Origin of the sequence: Stenotrophomonas sp. G4, from assembly GCF_003428825.1 — a bacterium.
GTDB classification, from domain to species: domain Bacteria; phylum Pseudomonadota; class Gammaproteobacteria; order Xanthomonadales; family Xanthomonadaceae; genus Stenotrophomonas; species Stenotrophomonas indicatrix.
Map to the genome: position 1 here is coordinate 2092200 of NZ_CP031741.1, position 21509 is coordinate 2113708.

Annotated in this window: 15 protein-coding genes; 5 read left to right on the plus strand and 10 right to left on the minus strand. The window is 64.4% G+C overall.

All coding sequences use genetic code 11. The annotated features are described in order from the left end of the window. Positions 1-40 precede the first annotated feature (40 nt). The 4 genes from D0Y85_RS09835 to betI all read right to left on the minus strand — a co-directional run bounded on the left by D0Y85_RS09835 (position 41) and on the right by betI (position 5868). Positions 41-1717, minus strand: a complete 1677-nt coding sequence (locus D0Y85_RS09835) for a long-chain fatty acid--CoA ligase (RefSeq protein WP_117310330.1) — start codon at positions 1715-1717, stop codon at positions 41-43. A gap of 262 nt (positions 1718-1979) precedes the next feature. After that, positions 1980-3662, minus strand: coding sequence for a choline dehydrogenase (betA, locus tag D0Y85_RS09840; protein ID WP_117310331.1), 1683 nt, complete (start codon positions 3660-3662; stop codon positions 1980-1982). Positions 3663-3763: 101 nt separating this feature from the next. After that, the gene (gene betB, locus D0Y85_RS09845) at positions 3764-5236 is read right to left on the minus strand and encodes a betaine-aldehyde dehydrogenase (RefSeq protein WP_117310332.1); all 1473 of its coding nucleotides are present in this window, start codon (positions 5234-5236) and stop codon (positions 3764-3766) included. A 41-nt stretch (positions 5237-5277) separates the two neighbouring features. Then, positions 5278-5868, minus strand: a complete 591-nt coding sequence (gene betI, locus D0Y85_RS09850; RefSeq protein WP_032975469.1) for a transcriptional regulator BetI — start codon at positions 5866-5868, stop codon at positions 5278-5280. 170 nt (positions 5869-6038) lie between these two features. Here betI and D0Y85_RS09855 point away from each other — a divergent pair, with 170 nt between their 5' ends. Together D0Y85_RS09855 and D0Y85_RS09860 are read left to right on the plus strand one after the other, a co-directional pair. Further along, positions 6039-7589, plus strand: coding sequence for a BCCT family transporter (locus tag D0Y85_RS09855; RefSeq protein ID WP_025878952.1), 1551 nt, complete (start codon positions 6039-6041; stop codon positions 7587-7589). A 97-nt stretch (positions 7590-7686) separates the two neighbouring features. After that, the gene (locus D0Y85_RS09860; protein WP_162887645.1) at positions 7687-8142 is read left to right on the plus strand and encodes a hypothetical protein; all 456 of its coding nucleotides are present in this window, start codon (positions 7687-7689) and stop codon (positions 8140-8142) included. A 468-nt stretch (positions 8143-8610) separates the two neighbouring features. On the opposite strand, the gene acnA is transcribed toward D0Y85_RS09860, so the two are convergent. Next, positions 8611-11364, minus strand: coding sequence for an aconitate hydratase AcnA (acnA, locus tag D0Y85_RS09865; protein ID WP_099842411.1), 2754 nt, complete (start codon positions 11362-11364; stop codon positions 8611-8613). 300 nt (positions 11365-11664) lie between these two features. Between acnA and D0Y85_RS09870 the strand changes: the two genes are divergently transcribed. Genes D0Y85_RS09870 through acnB form a run of 3 tightly spaced genes read left to right on the plus strand, consistent with a single transcriptional unit; the run spans position 11665 to position 14925 of the window. Continuing rightward, entirely contained in the window at positions 11665-11889 is a 225-nt protein-coding gene (locus tag D0Y85_RS09870) for an AbrB/MazE/SpoVT family DNA-binding domain-containing protein (RefSeq protein WP_006364928.1), read from the plus strand. A 6-nt stretch (positions 11890-11895) separates the two neighbouring features. Further along, positions 11896-12294 (plus strand): type II toxin-antitoxin system VapC family toxin, encoded by a 399-nt coding sequence (locus D0Y85_RS09875; RefSeq protein WP_008267153.1) that lies wholly within the window; start codon positions 11896-11898, stop codon positions 12292-12294. A 39-nt stretch (positions 12295-12333) separates the two neighbouring features. Next, positions 12334-14925 carry a bifunctional aconitate hydratase 2/2-methylisocitrate dehydratase gene (gene acnB / locus D0Y85_RS09880; protein ID WP_117310334.1) on the plus strand — a complete coding sequence of 864 codons (2592 nt, stop codon included), beginning with the start codon at positions 12334-12336 and terminating at the stop codon, positions 14923-14925. Between the two features lie 317 nt (positions 14926-15242). Here acnB and D0Y85_RS09885 read toward each other — a convergent pair whose 3' ends face one another. From D0Y85_RS09885 to D0Y85_RS09905, 5 genes are read right to left on the minus strand one after another with little or no spacing between them, the layout of a single operon-like run. Continuing rightward, on the minus strand, positions 15243-16637 hold the full coding sequence (locus D0Y85_RS09885; protein ID WP_162887646.1) for a hypothetical protein: 1395 nt from the start codon (positions 16635-16637) through the stop codon (positions 15243-15245). 32 nt (positions 16638-16669) lie between these two features. Then, positions 16670-17743: a chemotaxis response regulator protein-glutamate methylesterase gene (locus D0Y85_RS09890; protein ID WP_117310336.1), complete on the minus strand. Its 1074-nt coding sequence runs from the start codon at positions 17741-17743 to the stop codon at positions 16670-16672. Then, positions 17740-18336, minus strand: coding sequence for a chemoreceptor glutamine deamidase CheD (cheD, locus tag D0Y85_RS09895; protein ID WP_008264676.1), 597 nt, complete (start codon positions 18334-18336; stop codon positions 17740-17742). The genes D0Y85_RS09890 and cheD overlap by 4 nt, the downstream gene beginning before the upstream one ends. Further along, positions 18333-19202, minus strand: coding sequence for a CheR family methyltransferase (locus D0Y85_RS09900; protein WP_117310337.1), 870 nt, complete (start codon positions 19200-19202; stop codon positions 18333-18335). Before D0Y85_RS09900 ends, cheD begins: the two co-directional genes overlap by 4 nt. 32 nt (positions 19203-19234) lie before the next feature. Further along, on the minus strand, positions 19235-21499 hold the full coding sequence (locus D0Y85_RS09905; protein WP_117310338.1) for a methyl-accepting chemotaxis protein: 2265 nt from the start codon (positions 21497-21499) through the stop codon (positions 19235-19237). Positions 21500-21509 lie beyond the last annotated feature (10 nt).

The following is a 21509-nucleotide window of genomic DNA, read 5'->3' on the forward strand; positions in this document are numbered from 1 at the left end:
GCCGACCCGGGCCCGAGCGCGTTCAACTTTCCGCAAACCCTTACTGAGCGGGTGTGTCGCGCAGTTCGCGACGCAGGATCTTGCCGACGTTGGTCTTCGGCAGCTCTTTTCGGAATTCAACGATTCTGGGGTGCTTGTAGCCGGTCAGGTTGGCCCGGGCGTGCTCCTTGACCATCTCGGCGGTCAGGTTCGGGTCCTTCTTGACGATGACCACCTTGACCACCTCGCCGGACTTCTCGTCCGGGACGCCGACCGCGGCCACTTCCAGCACGCCCGGCATCATCGCGATCACGTCTTCGACCTCATTGGGGTACACGTTGAAGCCGGACACCAGGATCATGTCCTTCTTGCGGTCGACGATGTAGAAGAAGCCGTGCTCGTCCATCTTCGCCATGTCGCCGGTGTGCAGCCAGTCGTCGGCGTCGATGGCCTTGGCCGTTTCCTCCGGGCGCTGCCAGTAGCCCTTCATCACCTGCGGGCCGCGGATGCACAGCTCGCCCACTTCGCCCAGCGGCAGGATGTTGCCGTTGTCGTCCTTGATGCAGGCATCGGTGGAAGGGATGGGCAGGCCGATCGAGCCGTTGTACTCGGCCAGGGTAAGCGGGTTGATGCAGGCCGCCGGCGAGGTCTCGGTCAGGCCGTAGGCCTCGACCAGGGTGACGCCGGTGGTCTTCTTCCAGCGCTCGGCGACTGCACGTTGCACGGCCATGCCGCCGCCCAGGGTCACCTTCAGCGAGGAAAAATCGACGGTGTCGAAGCCGGGGGTGTTGAGCAGGCCGTTGAACAGCGTGTTGACGCCGGTGATCGCAGTGAAGCGCACCGACTTGAGCTCCTTGACGAAGCCCTTCATGTCACGCGGGTTGGTGATCAGGTGGTTGCAGCCACCGAACTTCATGAAGACCAGGCCGTTCGCCGTCAACGCGAAGATGTGGTAGAGCGGCAGGGCGGTGATGATCCATTCCTTGCCCATCTCGATGCCCGATGCGCTGATCCAGGCCGAGGCCTGCTGCATGTTGGCAATCAGGTTGCGGTTGGTCAGCATCGCGCCCTTGGCCACACCGGTGGTGCCGCCGGTGTACTGCAGGAACGCCACGTCGTCATGGTCGATCTCGACCTTCGGCAGGGTGTGGCGGCTGCCCAGCCTGAGCGCCTGCTTGAAGCGGATCGCGCCGTTCAGATGGTAGTTGGGCACCATCTTCTTGACGTACTTGAGCACGAAGTTGACGATCGTGCCCTTGGCGCCGAGCAGGTCGCCCAGGCCGGTGGTGATGACCTGCTTGACCTGGGTATCGGCGATGACCTGTTCGACGGTGTCGCCGAAGTTGTCCACCACCACCAGCGCGGTCACGCCGGCGTCGACCAGCTGATGCTTCAGCTCGCGCGCGGTGTACAGCGGGTTGACGTTGACCACGGTCAGGCCGGCACGCAGCACGCCGAAGGTGGCGATCGGGTACTGCAGGCAGTTGGGCATCATCAGGGCGACGCGGTCGCCCTTCTTGAGCTTCAGCTCGCCCAGCAGGTAAGCGGCGAACTGTTCGACCAGGGCGTCGGTCTCACCGTAGGTGAGGGTCTTGCCGAAACTGGAGTAGGCCGGTCGGTCGCGGTACTTCGCGACGGAGGCGTCGAAGACCGAAACTACCGAATGGAACTCGTTGACGTCGATTTCGGCGGGAACGCCTTTCGGATAGCTCTGCAGCCAGGGACGATCCAGACTCATATTCCCCCTCCAGGAATCGTAATGATGGGTGCGGCGCGGACAGTATCCGCCAGAACCGCTCTCCGCAGCATACCGCCCCGTAGGGAAAACGCGAAGAGGGTGGACACTGCGCGGCCGTATGCGCCAAAAGCCGCCGGGCATGGCCCGGTGCTACCGAAGGCAAAGCCCGCCTGGTAGCGCCGGGCCATGCCCGGCGTCCGAAGGCAAAGCTCGCTTGGTAGCGCCGGGCCATGCCCGGCGGATGATTCCGATGGCCGGAGGCTCAGCCCTTGTTGCGCACCGGCGCGCCGTTGGCCTTGTAGTACGCAGCCGTGCTGCGCGGCAGCGGCGCGCGGCCACGGATCACATCGGCCAGCTTCTCGGCGATCATGATGGTCGGTGCGTTGAGGTTGCCGGTGACCACCTGCGGCATGATCGAGGCATCGACGATGCGCAGGGCTTCCAGGCCATGCACGCGGCCCTGGCCGTCGACCACCGCCATCGGATCATCGGCGTGGCCCATCTTGTTCGAGCATGACGGGTGGTAGGCAGTCTCGGCATGCTCGCGCACGAACGCATCGATCTGCGCGTCGGTCTGCAGCGCGCTGCCCGGCGAGATCTCGCGGCCGCTGTACGGTGCCAGCGCCGGCTGCGCGAAGATCTCGCGGGTGATCCGGATCGCCGAGCGGAACTCGCGCCAGTCCTGATCGTGCGACATGTAGTTGAACAGGATGCTGGGATCTTCGCGCGGGTCCTTCGAGCGCACGTGGATGCGGCCACGGCTGGGCGAGCGCATCGAGCCGACATGCATCTGGAAGCTGTGCGCCTTGATCGGGTTGGAGCCGTTGTAGTTGATCGCCACCGGCAGGAAGTGATACTGCAGGTTGGGCCAGTCGAATTCGGCATCGCTGCGGATGAAGCCGCCAGCTTCGAACTGGTTGCTGGCGCCGATGCCGGTGCCCAGGAACAGCCATTCGGCGCCGATCGCCGGCTGGTTGTACAGCTTCAGTGCCGGGGCCAGCGAGACCGGCTTCCTGCACTCGTACTGCAGGTACATCTCAAGATGGTCCTGCAGGTTGGCGCCGACGCCGGGCAGGTGGTGCACCAGGTCGATGTCCAGGCTGCGCAGCAGGTCGGCCGGGCCGACGCCGGAGCGCTGCAGGATCTGCGGCGAGGCGATGGCGCCGCCGCAGAGCAGTACTTCGCGGCGTGCGGTGGCGCGCTGCGGCTGGTCGTTGTGCAGCCACTGCACGCCCACCGCGCGCTTGCCCGAGAACAGGATGCGGTCGGTCAGCGCGTGGGTGACGATGGTCAGGTTCGGGCGCGGCTTGGCCAGATCCAGGTAGCCACGGGCGGTGCTGGAGCGGCGTCCCTTCGGCGTGACGGTGCGGTCCATCGGGCCGAAGCCTTCCTGCTGGTAGCCATTGAGGTCGTCGGTGCGCGGGTAACCGGCCTGCACGCCGGCCTCGACCATCGCCGCGAACAGTTCGTTGTTGCCGGCCTTGGGCGTGGTGACGCGCAGCGGGCCGTCGCCGCCGTGGTAGTCGTTCGGGCCGATGTCACGGGTTTCGGCCTTGCGGAAGTACGGCAGGCAATCCAGGTAGGTCCAGTCTTCCAGGCCCGGCATGCCGGCCCAGTTGTCGTAGTCCATCGCGTTGCCGCGGATGTAGCACATGCCGTTGATCAGCGACGAACCGCCCAGGCCCTTGCCACGACCGCAATCCATCCGGCGGTTGTTCATGAAGGGCTCGGGATCGGTCTTGTACGCCCAGTTGTAGCGCTTGCCCTGCAACGGGAAGGCCAGTGCGGCGGGCATCTGGGTACGGAAATCGAGCCGGTAGTCCGGGCCACCGGCTTCCAGCAGAAGCACGCTGACATCGGCATCTTCGGTGAGGCGGGTGGCCAGCACGTTGCCGGCCGAACCGGCGCCGATGATGATGTAGTCGTACTCGTTATGGGTGCTCATGGTTGCTCTCCTGCAGGCCGGGCGCGCTGCATGCAGGCGTCCCGGCGGAATGTCGGATCGGCGCGGTGGCCGGACGATGGGCGGTGCTCAGGGCGCGCCGGTCAGAACACGCTGGCGTAGTCGCCCAGCTCGACCTGCACCGACTTGATGCGGGTGTAGTGGCCGAGGGTGGAGATACCGTTCTCGCGGCCAACGCCGGACTGCTTGTAGCCACCGACCGGCATTTCCGCCGGCGACTCGCCCCAGGTGTTGATCCAGCAGATGCCGGCTTCCAGGCGATGGATGATGCGATGTGCGCGGCTGATGTCCTTGCTGACCACGCCTGCGGCCAGGCCGAAGGTGGTGTCGTTGGCGCGACGGATCACTTCGTCTTCGTCGTCGTAGGCAAGGATGCTCATCACCGGCCCGAAGATCTCTTCGCGGACAATCGTCATGTCGTCGCGGCAGTCGGAGAACACGGTCGGCAGCACGTAGGCGCCGTTGGCCAGGGCACCGTCGGTGGCACGACCGCCGCCGGTCAGCAGGCGCGCGCCTTCGCTCTTGCCGCTTTCGATGAAGCGCAGCACGTTTTCCATGTGCGGGAAGCTGGTCAGCGGGCCGAAGTTGGTCTCGGCGGCCATCGGGTCGCCGATGCGGATGCGCTTGACGCGCTCCACCACGGCAGCTTCGAACGCGGCCAGCATGCTGCGCGGCACGAACACGCGGGTACCGTTGGTGCAGACCTGGCCGGAGCTGAAGAAGTTGGCCATCACCGCGATGTCGGCGGCACGCTCCAGATCGGCGTCGTCACAGATCACCAGCGGCGACTTGCCGCCCAGTTCCATCGTCACTTCCTTCAGCGACGAGGACGCGGCGCTGGCCATGACCTTCTTGCCGGTGGCCACGCCGCCGGTGAAGGAGATCTTCTCGATCACCGGGTGCTCGGTCAGCCAGTTGCCGATCTCGCGGCCCGGGCCCTGCACGACGTTGAACACGCCGTCCGGCACGCCGGCTTCGGTGTAGATCTCGGCGAGTTTGATCGCGGTCAGCGGGGTCACTTCGGACGGCTTGAACACCATTGCATTGCCGGCGGCCAGGGCCGGGGCCGACTTCCACATGGCGATCTGGATCGGGTAGTTCCAGGCGCCGATGCCGGCGACCACGCCCAGCGGCTCGCGGCGGGTATAGAAGAAGCTCGATTCGCGCAGCGGCAGCTGGATGCCTTCGATGGCGGTGGCCAAGCCGGCGTAGTACTCCAGCACGTCGGCACCGGTGACGATGTCCACCGTGGTGGTTTCGGCCAGCGCCTTGCCGGTATCCAGGGTTTCCAGGTGGGCCAGCTCATCGTTGCGCTCGCGCAGGATCTCGACGGCACGGCGCAGGATGCGCGAGCGCTCCATGGCGGTCATCGCTGCCCACACCTTCTGGCCTTCGCTGGCGCTTTCAACGGCGCGTTCGACATCGGCCTGGCTGGCGATCTGAACTTCAGCCAGCACCTGGCCATTGGCAGGGTTGACGGTCTGGAAGGTCTTGCCGCTGGTGGCGTCGACGCGGCGGCCGTGGATGTACAGCTGTTGCACGGGCAGGGTGGTCATCGGCTTGCTCCTGGAAGGGATGGGGCGGGGTCGTGGCGCGCTCAGGGCGCGTTGGCCTGCAATTGGAAATCGATGTAGCCGTAGGCGATGCGGCGCGCCTTGTCGGCGTTGAAGTCACCGCCGACCAGGCTGCCGCGCAGCCACAGGCCGTCGATCATCGCGGCCAGCCCGCGTGCGGACAGGCGTGCCTGTGCATGCGGCAGCTGGCGGTTGAACTGATGGCAGAGGTTGGAGAACAGTCGCTGGTCGTTGGCGCGCTGCAGCCGCGCAAGTTCCGGCTGATGCATGCTGGCGGCCCAGAAGGTCAGCCATACGCGCATGGCGGTCCCGTTGGTCTGGCTGTCGTCGAAATTGCCATCGACGATGGCGCGAAGCTGTGAACGTGCGTCGCCGGCGGCGGCGTCGCGATAGCGGGCAACGGCTGCCTTCAGCTCGCGCAGGATCTGCCGCATCGCCGCATTGAGCAGGCCGTCCTTGTCGCCGAAGTAATGGGCGACGATGCCGCTGGACAGGCCGGCCTTTTTTGCGATGGTAGCGACGGTGGCATCGGCCATGCCGATCTCGTCGATGGTCTGGAAAGTGGCCCGGATCAGCTGCTCGCGGCGGACCGGTTCCACGCCTTTCTTCGGCATTGTCTCTCCACGGATTGCGACCCGGAATGCCGGGCTGGTGAAGATCATACTTTTTATTGATTGAACGTTCAATCAATAAACCCTACGATGCCGGTCGCGCCCCCACGCCATGGGCCCGGTTTCCGGTCCGGCCCCGCCCATGTGCCCCCTTGGACTGATGAGACGACCCCATGTCTTCCCTGGCTCATCCCAAGCGCTCGCCCCTGCGCTTGAACCGTTTCGTGTTCTTCAGTTCGTCGGTCTCCATCGGCATCCTCGGTGCGTTGACCGTCTTTTTCCCCGAGGCCAGCGAGCACTGGCTGCAATGGGCACAGGCCGAGGTCTCGGCGGCGTTCGGCTGGTGGTACATGCTGCTGATCGTGGCCTGCCTGGGCTTCGTGCTGTGGCTGGCGTTCTCGCCGTATGGGCGCATCCGCCTGGGCCATAACGAGGAATCGCCGGCGTTCGGCTACGTGGCCTGGGTGTCGATGCTGTTCTCGGCCGGCATCGGCATCGCGCTGCTGTACTACGGCGCCTACGAGCCGCTCGACCATTTCCTCAACCCGCCCGGGCAGCCCGGTGGCACCGTCGCCGCTGGCCGCGAAGCGATGGTGCTGACCTTCCTGCACTGGGGCCTGCATGGCTGGGCGCTGTACGCGCTGGTCGGCGTGGCGCTGGGCTACTTCGCCTACCGCCGCAACCTGCCGCTGGCCCTGCGTTCGGCGCTGTACCCGATCTTCGGCGAGCGCATCCATGGCCGCATCGGCGACATGGTCGATGGCTTCGGCATCCTCGCGACGCTGATCTCGATGGTCACCAACCTCGGCATCGGTGCGCTGGTAGTGCAGTCCGGCCTGGTCTACCTGTTCCACATCCCGGATACGCCGCAGGTGCTGGTGGCGATCGTGCTGGTGATGATGGTCGTGGCCACCATCGGCGTGGTTGCCGGCGTGGAGAAGGGCATCGCCTGGCTGTCCAACCTCAACGTGCGCCTGCTGTGCCTGCTGCTGCTGTTCGTGCTGGTGACCGGGCCGACCCTGCACCTGTTCGATGGCCTGGTACAGAACACCGGCGACTACCTGGGCGCGTTCGTGCGCAAGAGCTTCGACATGTACCTCAACGACCCGAAGGGGCGTGAGTGGATGGGCTCGTGGACGTTGTTCTACTGGGCGTGGTGGATTGCCTGGGCGCCGTTCGTGGGCCTGTTCGTGGCGCGCATCTCGCGCGGCCGCACCATCCGCGAAGTGATCATGGGCGTGCTGCTGATCCCGTTGGGTTTCACCCTGGCCTGGCTGTCGATCTTCGGCAACACCGCCATCGACCTGGTGCTGAACCACGGCCAGGCGGTGCTGGGCCAAGTGGCTCAGCACGATGCGGCGATGACCCTGTTCAAGCTGCTGGAATACTTGCCCGCAGCGCCGTACATCGCTGGTGCGGCAGTGGTCATTGGTTTCGTGTTGTTCCTGACCCCGGTCGATTCGGGCACGCTGATGATCGCCAACCTGTGTACCCGGCGTGTCGATGATGGCGTGGAGGATGGGCATGACGCGCCGATCTGGCTGCGCGTGTTCTGGGCGGCGGGCATCACCGTGGCCAGTGTCGGCCTGTTGCTGGCCGGCAACTTCAGCGCGATGCAGACGGCGGTGGTGCTGTGCGGCCTGCCGTTCTCGTTCATCCTGGCGTTCTACATGTGGGGCCTGCTGAAGGCGCTGCGTACCGACCCGGACGCGCCGCGGCGGTGATGACATTGGATTTCATCGGCTTCGTTTCATTGAATTCCTAGATACCTCGCAGGCCCTGGTGATCGAGCATAGGGGGCTCTGCAATCAGGAGAATCCGATGAAACACTGTGTCTGTGGTCTGTTGTTGATCGCCTCCGGTTCGGCGGGCGCCGAACCCCTGCCGCCGCCGATGCGCCAGCTGGATTTTCCGGTGCTGGCGATCGGAGATATCGGCCACTTCCGTGTCCAGGTACCTGCCTATGCTGGCGGCCAGGGTCGCGTGTCCTATGCTGCACACGCGCTGATGCCCGGCAGTGACGAGGATCGGGGCTACCGGTTCATTGCGGTGGCCTGCAGCGATGGCGGCTTTACGCCGGTGGTGCACTACGAAGAGCGGGGCGTTGCCTGCTCGCGCGTGGCCCAGTCGCCACATCCGGCGTTCGAGATGGTGATAACGGTGGTCAATACAGGAGCGGCCGAAGGCGAGGTGGTCATGCCCGATGGACTCCGCAGCCTGGTCTATGACGTCGGCCAGAGCCGGGCGCCGTGGCGGATCTACGGGGTCCGCCCATGAAGCGAGGGCCGGATCCCTGCGGGTCCGGCCCTTCGCTGTGTTGCAGCCAGGCATGAATCAAGCCCACTGCCGGGCGGCCGATTCCGCGCGCATGGCGATGCGCTTGCCACGATGGCGCCCACCTTTCATGGGGCGCGGCCTGGCTCTACCTGCGCAGTACGTTCGATCAACGTGCAGCCAGCTGGCGCAGCACGTACTGCAGCAGGCCACCGTGGTGGGCGAGGAGGCGCGCTTGCGAACCACGGGTTCGCGCGCCTCCGCAGCGCCCCGCGCTGGCGCGGGGCCGGGCTTCCGCCCATTGGGTCCACGGAAGGGTTCAGCGACCTGCCAGCTGGCGCAGCACGTACTGCAGCAGGCCACCGTGGTGGGCGAGGAGGCGCGCTTGCGAACCACGGGTTCGCGCGCCTCCGCAGCGCCCCCGCGCTGGCGCGGGGGCCGGGCTTCCGCTCATTGGGTCCACGGAAGGGTTCAGCGACCTGCCAGCTGGCGCAGCACGTACTGCAGCAGGCCACCGTGGCGGAAGTACTCCACTTCCTTCGGTGTCAGCAGCATCACCGAGACTTCGAAGGTCTTCTTCGTGCCATCGGCCTTGGTCGCGGTGACCGTGGCGCGCTTGCTGGCGCCATCCTGCAGGCCGGTGACATCGATCACTTCCGAGCCATCCAGGCCCAGCGACTGTGCGTTTTCGCCGTTGCGGAACTGCAGCGGCAGCACGCCCATGCCGACCAGGTTGGAGCGGTGGATGCGTTCGAAGCTCTCGGCGATGACCGCCTTCACCCCCAGCAGCAGGGTGCCCTTGGCGGCCCAGTCACGCGACGAGCCGGTGCCGTATTCCTTGCCGGCCAGCACCACCAGCGGCACCTTGTCGGCCTTGTACTTCATTGCCGCATCGTAGATCGCCAGCTTTTCCGGCTGGCCGCCGTTACCCGGGTAGTACAGGGTGTTGCCACCTTCTTCGCCACCGAACATCAGGTTCTTGATGCGGATGTTGGCGAAGGTGCCGCGGACCATCACGTCATCGTTGCCGCGGCGGCTGCCGTAGCTGTTGAAGTCGGCCGGCTGCACGCCGCGCTCCTGCAGGAAGCGACCTGCCGGCGAATCCTTCTTGATGTTGCCGGCCGGGGAGATGTGGTCGGTGGTGATCGAATCGCCGAACAGGCCCATCACCCGTGCGCCGTGGACATCATCGATGCTGCCGACCTGCATGGTCATGCCATCGAAGTACGGCGGGTTCTTGATGTAAGTGGATGCATCGCTCCATTCGTACAGGTCACCGTCCGGCGAGGCGATGGTGTTCCAGCGGGTATCGCCCTTGAACACGTCGGCGTAGTTCTGCTTGAACATTTCCGGGCCGACGGTGGCGGCGATGACGTCGCCGATCTCCTTGTTGCTCGGCCAGATGTCGCGCAGGTACACCGGCTGGCCATCGCTACCGGTGCCCAGCGGTTCGGTGGTCAGGTCGATGTCGGTGGTGCCGGCGATGGCGTAGGCCACCACCAGCGGCGGGCTGGCCAGGTAGTTCATCTTCACTTCGGGGTGCACGCGGCCCTCGAAGTTGCGGTTGCCCGACAGCACCGAGGTCACCACCAGGTCGCCACTGGCGATGCCGGCGCTGACTTCGGTCGGCAGCGGGCCGGAGTTGCCGATGCAGGTGGTGCAGCCATAGCCCACCACGTAGAAGCCGATCTTCTCCAGCTCGGTGAGAACGCCGGCCTTTTCAAGATAGTCGGTGACCACGCGCGAGCCTGGGCCGAGCGAGGTCTTGACCCACGGCTTGCGGTCCAGCCCCTTGGCGGCCGCGTTGCGGGCCAGCAGGCCGGCACCGATCATCACCGCCGGGTTGGACGTGTTGGTGCACGAGGTGATGGCGGCGATGACCACCGCGCCGTCCTTCAGCCGTACCTTCCGGCCGTCCATCTCGATGTCGGCGTAGCCCTTGGCCAGCTGCTCGTTGCCCACTGCGGCGCCGCCGCCTTCATTGACGAAGGTGGAGACATCCTCGCTGCGCTTGTCGCGGTTGGCGGTCATGCCGACCAGCGCGTCGCGGTAGTTCTTCTGCACGTCTTCCAGCAGCACGCGGTCCTGCGGGCGCTTGGGGCCGGCCAGCGAGGGCTTCACCGTGCCCATGTCCAGTTCCAGTGTGGTGCTGTACTGCGCATGCGGGCTGTTGGCGTCGTGCCACAGGCCCTGCGCCTTGGCATAGGCTTCGACCAGGGCGATCTGCTCTTCGCTGCGGCCGGACAGGCGCAGGTAGGTCAGCGATTCGTTATCGATCGGGAAGATGCCGCAGGTGGCGCCGTATTCGGGGGCCATGTTGCCGATGGTCGCGCGGTCGGCCAGTGGCAGATGCTGCAGGCCGTCGCCGTAGAACTCCACGAACTTGCCGACCACGCCGAGCTTGCGCAGCATCTGGGTGACGGTCAGCACCAGGTCGGTGGCGGTGGCGCCTTCGGGCAGCTTGCCGGTCAGCTTGAAGCCGACCACCTGCGGAATCAGCATCGACGAAGGCTGGCCGAGCATGGCCGCCTCGGCTTCGATGCCGCCCACGCCCCAGCCGAGCACGCCGATGCCGTTGATCATCGTGGTGTGGCTGTCGGTGCCGAACACGGTATCCGGATACGCAACGGCCTTGCCGTCCTTGTCCGCGGTCATCACCACGCGGGCCAGGTTTTCCAGGTTCACCTGGTGGACGATGCCGGTGTTGGGCGGCACCACCTTGAAGTTGTCGAAGGCCTTCTGGCCCCAGCGCAGGAAGCCGTAGCGTTCCTGGTTGCGCTGGAATTCAATCTTGCCGTTGAGGTCCAGTGCGTCGGGCTTGCCGAACACATCCACCTGCACCGAGTGGTCGATGACCAGTTCGGAGGGAATCAGCGGATTGATCTGTTCGGGGCGGCCGCCGAGCTTGACCACCGCATCGCGCATCGCGGCCAGGTCGACCACGCAGGGCACGCCGGTGAAGTCCTGCAGGACCACGCGCGCGGGCATGAAGGCGATTTCGGTATCCGGTTCGGCGCTGGGCTGCCAGCGGGCGACGGCTTCGATGTGGTCCTTGCCGACGGTGACGCCGCCATCCTCGTGCCGGAGCAGGTTCTCCAGCAGGATCTTCATCGAGTAGGGCAGGTGGGAGATGTCGAAGCGCTGGCCCAGCTTGGGCAGGCTGAAGTAGTCGTAGGTCTTGCCGCCGACGTCCAGCTGGCTGCGGGTGGAGAACGAATCGCTCATGCGGGATGACTCCTCTTGCGGATGGCTTGCAGTGGCTCGTGCGTGGACGGGCCTGCTTGCGGTCGCCGCGGGCCTGCTGGCCCCGGTGCTCCCAGTATGAACCCCAAACTGAATGGATTCACCCGGGCCGGGTCCGGCCTGCGGCATCGGTTCCAGACTACAGGGGAAGGTGTATGGCGTATGTCACGTGTGTGGCCGATCCTTTGCGAAGCAAGGGCTGGCAGAGTGCCGGTCCAGTTCAGGGTGGAAGTATGCCCGGGGAAGTATGTATAATTTGTGCATACTCTGGAGGGCCTACCGATGGAAGCCACTGTTGCAGAACGCGGACAGATCACCCTGCCCAAGGCGGTGCGTGATGCCCTCGGCCTGACCAAGGGCACCTTGCTGAAGGTCGAACTGGATGGCAGCCGCATCATCCTGCGCAAGAGTGTTGACGATGCCATTTCACGGGCGCGCGGCAAGTTCGCGCTGGATGGCTTCGAATCCTCCGACGCCGCCGTGCGTTCGGTGCGCGACGAGGAATAAGCCGTGATGATCGCCGTTGATTCACCGGTGCTGGTCGAGCTGCTCAGCAATGGTCCGCAGGCCGATGCCGTGGAAGCCATCCTCAGGCAGAGCCTGGTGGGTGGCCGCGTAGTGGTCTGCGGCGCGACCCTGGCCGAGGTCTGCGCATCGCTGCGCGGCGGTGCCGAGGTGCTCGAAGCGCTGGAAGAAATGGGCGTGCACTTCAACCCGATGGAAGCCAAGTCGGCGCTGCGCGCCGGCGAGATGCACCGCCGTCACCGCCAGCGCAGCGGCAGTCGCCGCAGCCTGGATGAATTCATGGTCGGCGCCCACGCACTGCTGCAGTGCGATGGCCTGATCACCTGGAACGACACGTTTTACCGCGACTACTTCAAGGGCCTGAAGCTGATCGTGCCGCAAGCCTGAGCCCGTCCAATCCTCAAATCGTATTACCCGGGAGTTGTCATGTTGGAAGCCTACCGCCACCACGTCGCCGAGCGCGCTGCGCTTGGCATCCCGCCCCTGCCGCTGACCGCGCAGCAGACGGCCGATGTCATCGAACTGCTGAAGAACCCGCCGCAGGGCGAGGCCGAGTTCCTGCTCGACCTGCTGACCCACCGCGTACCGGCCGGCGTCGATGACGCTGCCAAGGTCAAGGCCTCGTACCTGGCTGCGATCGCACTGGGCAGCGAGCAGAACCCGCTGATCAGCCGCGAGCGCGCCACCGAACTGCTGGGCACCATGCTGGGCGGTTACAACGTCGCGCCGCTGGTGCAGCTGCTGGACGATGCCAGCGTTGGCGCCATCGCTGCCGACGCGCTGAAGAAGACCCTGCTGGTGTTCGATGCCTTCCACGACGTGCAGGAAAAGGCCAAGGCGGGCAACGCCAACGCCCAGGCCGTACTGCAGAGCTGGGCCGATGCCGAGTGGTTCACCAGCAACCCGGAAGTGCCGCAGAGCCTGACCGTCACCGTGTTCAAGGTGCCGGGCGAGACCAACACCGACGACCTGTCGCCGGCACCGGACGCGACCACCCGCCCGGACATTCCGATGCACGCCCTGGCGATGCTGAAGAACAAGCGCGACGACGCGCCGTTCACCCCGGAAGAAGACGGCAAGCGCGGCCCGATCCAGCAGATCCTGTCGCTGAAGGACAAGGGCCACCTGGTTGCCTACGTCGGCGACGTGGTCGGCACCGGTTCCTCGCGCAAGTCGGCTACCAACAGCGTGCTGTGGTGGACCGGCGATGACATTCCGTTCATCCCGAACAAGCGCGCCGGTGGCGTCTGCCTGGGTTCGAAGATCGCTCCGATCTTCTACAACACCATGGAAGATGCCGGCGCACTGCCGATCGAGCTGGACGTGTCGAAGATGGAGCACGGCGATGTGGTCGAGCTGCGTCCGTACGAAGGCAAGGCGCTGAAGAACGGTGAAGTGATCGCCGAGTTCCAGGTCAAGTCCGAAGTGCTGTTCGACGAAGTGCGTGCCGGTGGCCGCATTCCGCTGATCATCGGTCGCGGCCTGACCGGTAAGGCGCGCGAGGCGCTGGGCCTGGCCCCGACCGACCTGTTCCGTCTGCCGGTGCAGCCGGTCGACACCGGCAAGGGCTTCTCGCTGGCGCAGAAGATGGTCGGCCGCGCCTGTGGCCTGCCGGAAGGCCAGGGCATGCGCCCGGGCACCTACTGCGAACCGAAGATGACCTCGGTCGGTTCGCAGGACACCACCGGCCCGATGACCCGCGACGAGCTGAAGGACCTGGCCTGCCTGGGCTTCTCGGCCGACCTGGTGATGCAGTCGTTCTGCCACACCGCTGCGTACCCGAAGCCGGTGGACGTGAAGACCCACCACACCCTGCCGGAGTTCATCTCCACCCGTGGCGGCGTCTCGCTGCGTCCGGGCGACGGCGTGATCCACAGCTGGCTCAACCGCATGCTGCTGCCGGATACCGTCGGTACCGGTGGTGACTCGCACACCCGTTTCCCGGTGGGCATTTCGTTCCCGGCCGGTTCGGGCCTGGTGGCCTTCGCCGCTGCCACCGGCGTGATGCCGCTGGACATGCCGGAATCGGTGCTGGTGCGCTTCAAGGGCAAGATGCAGCCGGGCGTGACCCTGCGTGATTTGGTCAACGCGATCCCGCTGTACGCAATCAAGTCGGGCCTGCTGACTGTGGCCAAGGCTGGCAAGAAGAACATCTTCTCCGGCCGCATCCTGGAAATCGAAGGCCTGCCGGAACTGAAGGTCGAGCAGGCGTTCGAGCTGTCCGACGCTTCGGCCGAGCGTTCGGCTGCCGGTTGCTCGGTGCGCCTGAACAAGGAACCGATCATCGAGTACCTGACCAGCAACATCACCCTGCTGAAGTGGATGATTGCCGAGGGTTACCAGGATCCGCGCTCGCTGCAGCGCCGTATCGAGAAGATGGAAGCGTGGCTGGCCAACCCGGAGCTGCTGGAGCCGGATGCGGACGCCGAATACGCCGCCGTCATCGAGATCGACCTGGCCGATATCCACGAGCCGATCGTGGCCTGCCCGAACGACCCGGACGACGTGAAGACCCTGTCCGAAGTCGCTGGCGCCAAGATCGACGAAGTGTTCATCGGTTCGTGCATGACCAACATCGGTCACTTCCGTGCGGCTGCGAAGCTGCTGGAAGGCAAGCGTGACCTGCCGACCCGCCTGTGGGTGGCCCCGCCGACCAAGATGGATGCGTCCGAGCTGACCAAGGAAGGCGTGTACGGCACCTTCGGCGCGACCGGCGCACGCATGGAAATGCCGGGCTGCTCGCTGTGCATGGGCAACCAGGCGCAGATCCGCGAAGGCTCCACCGCGATGTCGACCTCGACCCGCAACTTCCCGAACCGCCTGGGCCGCAACACCAACGTGTACCTGGGTTCGGCCGAACTGGCCGCGATCTGCTCGCGTCTGGGCCGCATCCCGACCAAGGAAGAGTACATGGCCGATGTAGGCGTGATCGCCGCCAGCGGCGCGGAGATCTACCGCTACATGAACTTCGACCAGATCGAGGAATACCAGGACGTGGCCAAGACGGTCGCTGCCTGATGCGGTAACTGAAAGCCCCCGGCTCGCGCCGGGGTTTTCTGTGAGTGGAAGACGCATGGTAGTGCCGGCCGCTGGCCGGCAACCCGTTGAAACGAAGAACCCCCGGTGAAAGCCGGGGTTCTTTGTGGCGGGTGCGCGAACGATTTGACTACAAGGATCCTGATGTGAAAGTAAATAATCTTTTTGAGATTGCAAAAGATAAGGTTTCTAGAACTGGCTTGATTGTGCGATCCCTTCTGGGAAAGTAGATCTCCTCATCTGTAATGGTTGGACGGCCATCTATGGGTTGGCTTGATGGCTCGCTGCGCGGCAGCGACTCAAGTGCCGGCATCTTGGCCCTCTTCAGAGATGTACTTTTCATTGAATTTTTCAAATTCAATTTTTGTGTCAAGAATCGAATCGAGATCAATCTCTGCGATTGCTGGTTGATTTTTAACAAACGCTTTCGCTTTGCTGAAGATTGCGGGTATCGATGCAAATTTCGTTCGGACAAGCGCCATGGCGGAGAAGGCGTTCCATTGTGCGGCATTCACAATTGATGCGACAATTCCGAACGATTGCTGTTCGGATAGGATTGGTCCGAATTTTCCGTCCAAGTCTTCTATGGATGACGAAAAATCATTAGCGGTATCCCAGTTGCTGGAGCTGGCTTTTGCCCGGACGATTTCATAGTAGATGTCAGCAGTCTTCGGGCGGTCCTTTAGTGAATTAAGAAGAATGCCGGAGTATGGCGATTTGTGGAACAGCTTTTCCAGCTCACTCTTGTAGAGGAGGATCGCTTGTTCGTCTGGAATGTCCCTTAGAATCGCTGCAAGGACAGACGTTGGATGAGCAAATTTGGTTTCGTTTTCGCCGTCTTTTATGGAGCTGATGCGATCCGAAATCAGTTGTTTAAATCGGCTTAAAGTGGCTCCCGACAAGTTGCGGACCACTGCCGCGTTCGAGGATACAAGGCTAAGGATTAGCCTTGAGTATCTGGAGTCGTCACATTTTTCTTTTACTATTCTCTCGGCAATTTGGCTTTCGACGTCTTTCCCGCCCGATCTGGCTAGTCCTATCAGGAAGTACTCGGAATTGCTTGCCGCTTTGCCTGAGGTTGACGCCACTCGGGCACCAAGTTTTGAAATTAGTTGCGGAAGCGCCTGAGCGTGCAGCTTTGTGACTTCTTCGTTGACAATGGTAGATATGTCAACAATCGAGCTTGTCGGAAAGAAATTCTCGTTATCTAAGCGATTCAGTATCTCATCCACTAGTTGCGTGGTAGATAGGATTGGCCTGCCGAGAAATCTGCTTATTGTTTCAAAAAATATGAATCTGGCCTCTTCCGGAGATGGCTGATGTCCTGAAGGGTGAGCTGACTTGTTTCTCAGTGTGCGCAGTGTTGTAAGAAATGCTGCATCCAAATGCGTTATTAGCGACTTAGATGCAAGCTGGTCAATGAGGAAGCTCTCAAAGACGTCTTGATCGTCCTTCTTCTTTGAAGCTTTATCGAAGATTTCCTTGGCGGCGCCATTGATCTTTCCCAGCTGCTCAAGCTTCGCCAAAATGTCGTCAAACAGCGCGATGTAGCTTAGGACAATGCACCCGCGATACGCTGATGCCATGTAGCAATTCATGGCCTCTCGCATGTATTCTCGGATTGTCTTTGAATCTATCAGTGATAGAAGCTCTTCCATATCAGTTAGATGGGCCATGCGTTCCTCGCTTTTCACTCGATCAACTTGTTGGGAAATTGTAGTGGCAATCAACCTCGCGCCAGGACCAGCAACCGCTCGGCAATCCGCTCCAGCGGCACCTGTTCCTCGGCAGCGCCGAGCTTGAACGCGGCACCGGGCATGCCCCAGACCACACTGCTGGCTTCGTCCTGCACCAGCGTCGGGGCGCCGGCCTGGCGCATTTCCAGCAGGCCGCGTGCGCCGTCGTCACCCATGCCGGTGAGGATGGCACCGATGGCATTGCCACCCGCACTCTGCGCGACCGAACGGAACAGCACGTCCACCGCCGGCTTGTGCCGGTTCACTGCCGGGCCGTCGTCCACGCGGCAGCGCCAGCGCGCACCGTCGCGGATGATGCGCAGGTGCTTGCCGCCCGGTGGCAGGTAAGCGTGGCCGGGCAGCACCGCTTCGCCGTCGCTGGCCTCGCGCACGGCCATGTCCGAGTGGCGGTCCAGGCGTTCGGCGAAGGCGCTGCTGAAGCTGGCCGGCAGGTGCTGGGTCATCACCACGGCCGGGCCATCGGCGGGCATTCCTTCCAACACCACGCGCAGGGCTTCGGTGCCACCGGCTGACGAGCCGATCGCGATCAGGCGGTCGGTGGTACGGAACTGCGGCGCGGCGGGGCGCATCGCAGGCGCGGCTTCCAGCAGGAGCTTCGGTGCGGCAGCGCGCACCAGCGGGCGCACCCGCGAGCGCGCCGCCATCTTCACTTTGGCGATGATCTCGTCGGCGTAGGCCTGCAGGCCGCGTGCCACGTCCAGTTTCGGCTTGGAGACGAAGTCCACCGCGCCCAGCGCCAGCGCCTGCAGGGTGGTGTCGGCGCCACGTTCGGTCAGCGAGGAGATCATCACCACCGGCAGCGGGTGCAGGCGCATCAGGTTCTCCAGGAACGCCAGGCCGTCCATGCGCGGCATTTCCACGTCCAGGGTGATCACGTCCGGGGCCAGGCGCTTGATCTTCTCGCGTGCCAGCAGCGGGTCGGCGGCGGTGCCGACCACGTCGATGGATGGATCGCTGGACAGTATCTCGGTGAGCATTTGGCGCACCACGGCGGAGTCGTCGACGATCAGGACCCGGCAGGGGGCGTTGCCGGTGAGCGTCATTCGAACAGCTCCACGCCGCCGGTGACCGGGGCCTTGGACAGGCGTGCACGCACTGCCGATTCAGTGGCGGCTACTTCGGCTTCGTGTGCGTGTGGCAGGCGCTGCACCACCACGCGGCCGGTATCGGCGAAGAACCAGATCTTGCGCGGATGGATGCCGCACAGGTCCTCGGCGATGATCGGAATGTGCTCGGCCTGCAGGTACTGGCGCACGAACTCGGCGTTGCGGGTGCCGACCGGATTGCTGGTGAAACCCTTGAGCACGTTGGCGCCGCCGAACACCTTGGCCTCGATGCGCTTGCGGTGCGCGCCGCGCTTTAGCATGTCGTTGATCAGCAGTTCCATCGCGTAACTGCCGTAGCGCGCGGGCGCGCCGTCGCCGGCGTTGCCTTCGGGCAGCAGGAAGTGGTTCATGCCGCCGATCTTCAGCACCGGGTCGCGCAGGCAGGCCGCCACGCAGGAGCCGAGCGTAGTGGTCAGCGCGGTGGTGTCGTCGACCACCAGATACTGGGTCGGCAGCAGCTTGGCTGCAATGGTCTTGAAGCGCGCGTCCTGGTAACGCATCACATCGTCGGTACGCAGCGATGCGTTCATGCGCCTGCCTTTGCCGCACGGCGGTACAGGGTGCGTCCGCAGGGCTGGATCAGGTCGGCGGCGTGCAGGTAGTTCTCCGAGTGGCCGGTGTAGAGCAGGCCATCGTCGGACAGGTGCTGCACCAGCCGGCCCAGGATCGCGCGCTGGGTCGGCTTGTCGAAGTAGATCATCACGTTGCGGCAGAACAGCGCATCGAACGGGCCGCCGACGTCGTAGCGCGGGGCGAGCAGATTCAATGGGCGGAACTCGATCAGCTCGCGCAGCGCTGGCAGCACGCGGCACTGGCCCTCGTTGGGGCCGCTGCCGCGCTGGAAGTAGCGGCGGCGCAGGTCCGGATCGAGGCTGGTGACGCGATCGATGTTGTAGACGCCACGGCCGGCGGTGGCCAGCACCTGGGTATCGACGTCGGTGGCGATGATGCGTACCGGTGGCTTCAGGGTACCGAAGGCCTCGCAGGCGGTAATCGCCATCGAGTAGGGTTCTTCGCCGGTGGAGGCGGCGCAGGACCACAGCAGCAGCGGCGCACGGCTGGCGCGCTGCTGCAGTTCTTCGCGCAGCTTGTCGAAGTGGTGCGGCTCGCGGAAGAACGCAGTGAGGTTGGTGGTCAGCGCATTGGTGAATGCCTGCCACTCGTCACCATCACCCTGTTCCAGGTGGTCCAGGTACTGCTGGAAGCTGCGCATGCCCAGCGTACGCAGGCGGCGCGACAGGCGTCCGTACACCATGTCGCGCTTGGCCGGGGCGAGGGCGATGCCCACGCGCTGGTAGATCAGGTCGCAGACGCGGCGGAAATCACGGTCGGCGAATTCGAATTCGCGCGTACCGCTGACGATGGGGGTAGGGCTCTGCACGGGTGACGTGTCCATCGGCGGGGCGGCGGCCGGAGCCGCCGCGAGGATCAGAATTCCTGCCAGTCGCCGTCGTTGGAGACGACGGTGCTGGAGTGGGTACGGCGGATCGGTGCGGGCGTCGACAACGGTCGCGAAGGCGCAGGGCTGGCAGCCTTCGGCGCGACCTTGGCGGTCACCGCCTTCACTGCGACAGCGACCTGGTTGTCGAGGCGGAAGATCGCCACGGCGTCGGCCAGCTGTGCGGCCTGGTCTTCCATCGCCCGCGCGGCGGCGGTGGCTTCTTCCACCAGCGCGGCGTTCTGCTGGGTGGTTTCGTCCATCTGCACCACGGTCTGGTTGACCTGCTCGATGCCGGCGGACTGCTCCTGCGAGGCGGCGGAGATCTCGGCCATGATGTCGGTCACGCGCTGCACCGAGGCGACGATCTCGCCCATGGTGCTGCCGGCCTGGTGGACCAGGCTGGAACCCTCGGCGACCTTGCCGACCGAGTCGTCGATCAACCCCTTGATCTCCTTGGCGGCGGCGGCCGAGCGCTGGGCGAGGGTACGCACTTCGCTGGCGACCACGGCGAAGCCACGGCCCTGTTCGCCGGCACGGGCCGCTTCCACTGCGGCGTTCAGCGCCAGGATGTTGGTCTGGAAGGCGATGCCATCGATGACCGAGATGATCTCGGCGATCTTCTTCGAGGATGCTTCGATGGCCGACATGGTGGTGACCACCTGGCCGACCACGCTGCCGCCCTGCGAGGCCACGCCATGCGCGCCGATGGCGAGCTGGTTGGCCTGGCGGGCGTGCTCGGCGTTCTGGCGCACGGTGGAGGTCAGTTCTTCCATCGAGGCGGCGGTTTCTTCCAGATTGGCGGCCTGCTGCTCGGTACGGCGCGACAGATCGCTGTTGCCCGACGCGATTTCGCCGGCTGACAGGGTGATGCTGGAGGCACTGGCCTGGATCTGGCTGACGATCTGGGTCAGCTGGCTGACCGTGGCGTTTGCATCGTCGCGCATGCGGGCGAACACGCCCTGGTAGTCACCGTGCATGCGTGCCGTCAGGTCGCCGTCGGCAATGGACGACAGCAGCTGCGAGAGCTTGCCGAGGTTGTCATCGCTGACTGCCATCATGGCATTGAGGTTTTCCAGCATGGTGCGGAAATCGTGATCGAAGCGCTGTGCATCGCCGCGCTGGCTGAAGTCGCCCGCGGCGGCGGCACTGGCCAGCTGCTTGATCTCGGCGTTGATGCGGCCGAGGTTGGCCTTGACCGTGTCGACGGTGGTGGTCATCGCCGCCTTTTCGCCCGGATAGCGCGCGATGTCGCTGCTGAGGTCGCCCACGGCGTACTGCTGCACGACATTCAGCACATCGTGCAGGGTCTGCACGTGGCTGCCGACCAGGACGTTGGTTTCCTGCACCATCAGTCCGTATTCGCCGGGGAAGCTGCTGGCGTCGATGCGGTAGCTGAGTTCACCGCCATCGTGGCGGCGCGCCATCTCGCGCTGGCCGCTGATGACCGCGTGCAGCTGCTGCTGCATGCGCGACATGGCTTCGAGCAGGCGACCGGTTTCGTCATGCGGCTGCGGGCCGATGTGGCTGTCCAGCTTGCCGCCGGCGATGCCTTCGGCCACGGCGGTGGCCAGCTTCAGTGGGCGTGCGATGCGGTTGCCGATGACCCAGCTCAATGCAAGCACGATCAGCACCAGCACGCCGCCGGCCAGGGTCATGATGGCGGTGAAGACCAGTGCCTGCTGTTGCACGTCATCCATGTACACGCCGCTGCTGACCACCCAGTTCCAGGGCTTGAACAGGCCGGCGTAGGCGACCTTTTCGACTTCGCCCTTCTCGCCGGGCTTGGCCCAGCGATAGGCGACGAAACCGCCGCCAGCCTTGGCCGCTTCGATCTGGTCGTAGTAGATGCGGATGCCATCGCCGGTACGGAAGTCCTTCATGTCCTTGCCCACCAGATCCTTGCGGAACGGGTGCATGAGCACGTGATAGCTGGTGTCGTAGATGTTGTAGTAATAGGTATCGTTATGCGCGCGCATGACTTCCAGCGCCTGCAGCGCGGCGGCCTTGGCAGCTTCTTCGCTGAGCTCGCCGGTTCCGGCCAGGCGATGGTAGTGGTCGAGGATGCCGTAGCTCAGTTCGACCTGGGTCTTCAGCGAAGACTTGCGGGTATCGGTCAGGTCCAGGTACTGCATGCGGGCAGCGATCACCGAGAGCGCGATCACGCCGAGTGCGATCAGCAGCGTGAGCAGATTGAGCTTGCGTCGGACGGAGAGATTGCTGAAGTAGTGTTGCCAGCGATGCAGGAGATTCATCGAGCAGTAC